The sequence below is a fragment of the Sulfuricurvum sp. genome (assembly GCF_028688295.1).
Classification (GTDB): domain Bacteria; phylum Campylobacterota; class Campylobacteria; order Campylobacterales; family Sulfurimonadaceae; genus Sulfuricurvum.
Window position 1 is genome coordinate 1 of sequence record NZ_JAQTYM010000137.1, and the last position, 2501, is coordinate 2501.

Sequence of the window (2501 nt, forward strand, 5' to 3'; positions counted from 1 at the left end):
GTGCCAAAAGGGTTTTGCTCTCACCGTTGGTAATTTCTATCTCTCCTCCATAGGCGAATTCGTAGCAGATTGGGACTTTTATGGTAGGTTTCGCCTCTGAATCGAGTTTCCAAAAACCGGTAATGGCTTGAGCATTCCAAAAACGCTCCCCCCACACACGCAGTGATTTATCCAAAAAAAGTTGATTCGTAGGGGATAAAAGAGAGACATTGCAAACCCATGTCTGCTGTGGCGTTGAAGCACGAGCAACACCGTTTATGATGATGTCTGCGTTAGGTTTGTAGGGTACATAATCGGATGGGTATCTAATTTGGGCGTCATCATCGTAAAAGATATCTTCATCAAACAAATCACCTTGGTCAGGATCCGGCACGAGGCTCCATACCCCTTGTTCATTTTCAGAGACGAGCTTGTATTTGATGCGGCATACTGCACTCATATAGGGCTGTGCGGAGGGTGCAGTAGTCTCCCAAACAACGGCAGGAAAAGGGGTGTAGTTGGTTAAACTCATATTAGTTGATATCTACCAATTTACTTTTGATTTCGACGTGTTCATTTCCCACTATCGATATCTTGTTCCCTTGGATCATGATGGTACCGTCTTCGTTCATCACCATTGAACTCGCACCGACTTGGAGTTCATAGCGTTTGCCGACGAGGGTATATTTCATCGCTCCCACTTGCTCTGTAGAGCTGATCCCCACACTCTCATTCTTACTAGCCCCAACACTCACTTGATAGCCAGCTCCAATGCTCAGAGCTTTCGCGATATCAATGGTTTCAGTTTTGCTTTTGTTGACACGTTCAGTTCGATAGCCGTGGATAGTAACATCTTCGTTATTGTCGACTGTCTCACTACGGTCATGTTGGATATGCTCGTTAGCATCGTTTAGGACGAGGAGACTGTAATCCTTTTGTGCTCGCATGTTGAACTGTTCACTGTTCTGAGCATCTTCGAAAAGGATTTCGTTGTACCCTTCGCTATCACTGTATTGGGGAGTCGTTTGGGTTTTAATGTAGCTTTGCGTCTTTGTAGATGGTAAATCATAAGGTATCTTGTTCTCACCGTTATGAAGCATCCCTATAATGATCGGTCTATCAATGTTACCGTTGATATAGCTGATAAGTACCTCTGAGTTAACACGAGGTAAGAATCGCATCCCATAATGATCTCCGGCATAGAGGGTATTAAGAGGGACATAGACACTGGTAGGATATTTAGGATCAAAGTGCATGATAACTCTGATCTCACCTTTCTCATTCACATCAATCTCATTGGCACCTTTAGAGGTTTCCTTATCACCCTTGGAGACAATAGCAGTGTGGACACCTTCGATTCGTGGTTTAGTAACGCTATAAGGGGGTCGATAGGTGATAGAGGAGGGGATAGCCCTAAAGGTGACTTGGTATTGCGCTTTGGGTGCTTCTTCAGTAGCAATAAGCTCATCGAGGGCATTAGGGAATGAGCCGCTATAGTGACACGAGAGGATAATCACTTCATCGCGTTTAAATACCTTGGTATCATTCAGCGTTACCCGTATCCCCTCTCTCATCGAGAGTTCAGTAGAGATCCCCTCAACATAAAACCCTGACGCATAATCACGCTGAGCTTCGAGTGAGCTATAACGATTTAGATCTTTAGAGAGTGAACCCTCAAACATCTCCAAACGATCATGCTGTGTATAGAGTTTAAGATCATTACGTAACTGAGCACTGTAGGTATTATCCCCCAGCGGTTCAGCGGATTTAGAGAGCTTGGTGGTAGACATATCCAAAGAGGGTTTGAGAGGATCATAATAATCATGAACCCCCGATGAAGGAACAAAGCGTTTAGAGGTATTATAGGTACACTCTATAGTCTCTGCACCCAGAGCATGTTCGCTCAACTCACACAAGGTAAGGTTATAAGGATTAGAAGAAGAGGAGTCTATGAGTAATACCAATCCCTCTTCTTCACACAACATAGTCATAAACTCATAATCGCTTTGCGCATACTGAGTGCAGGTATGACGGATACTATAACGGAGAGGATCGGCTTTTACACTCAGATTTAGATGCAGCAGCGCTTCATAACGTCCAATGATCTCGGTGATGATATCAAGGACATTCTTATCTTGGAAGACTTCATAGCGACGATTAAGAGACAAATAATACAAAGGTGAAACAATCTCAAGACGATAAAGCTGTTTGCGTCCGACACTTCCAAACTCAGAAGCCCCAGAAACACGTCCGTAAAGTGTCGTAGAGTTAAGAGGGCTTATCTCATCTTTGAGACTCAATTCCACCTCGGTATCACTGAGTGCTTCTACCTTAATTTCTTCATCACTGACAAAGACGATAGTAAAACGATATCCTACCGATACAGCACTCTCTCCCTCTAACTCTAATACACTGTAGCTATCCACTAACGATAAAGCAGAACTGCTGCTGTACCCTTTGAGTCTTACTCGGCAGTTCACTCGATCGTTAATGAGAGTGCTCGCGCCGAAGAGGGTGCTGAG

The 2501-nt window shown here is 44.1% G+C and carries 2 protein-coding genes; both read right to left on the reverse strand.

The genetic code is table 11. The features are described from left to right. Positions 1-511: DUF2169 domain-containing protein (locus PHR02_RS13585; protein WP_299992848.1), on the reverse strand; the 511-nt coding region annotated here is incomplete at its 3' end. A 1-nt stretch (position 512) separates the two neighbouring features. After that, the coding region (gene tssI, locus PHR02_RS13590; RefSeq protein WP_299992849.1) for a type VI secretion system tip protein TssI/VgrG at positions 513-2501 on the reverse strand (1989 nt) is incomplete at its 5' end.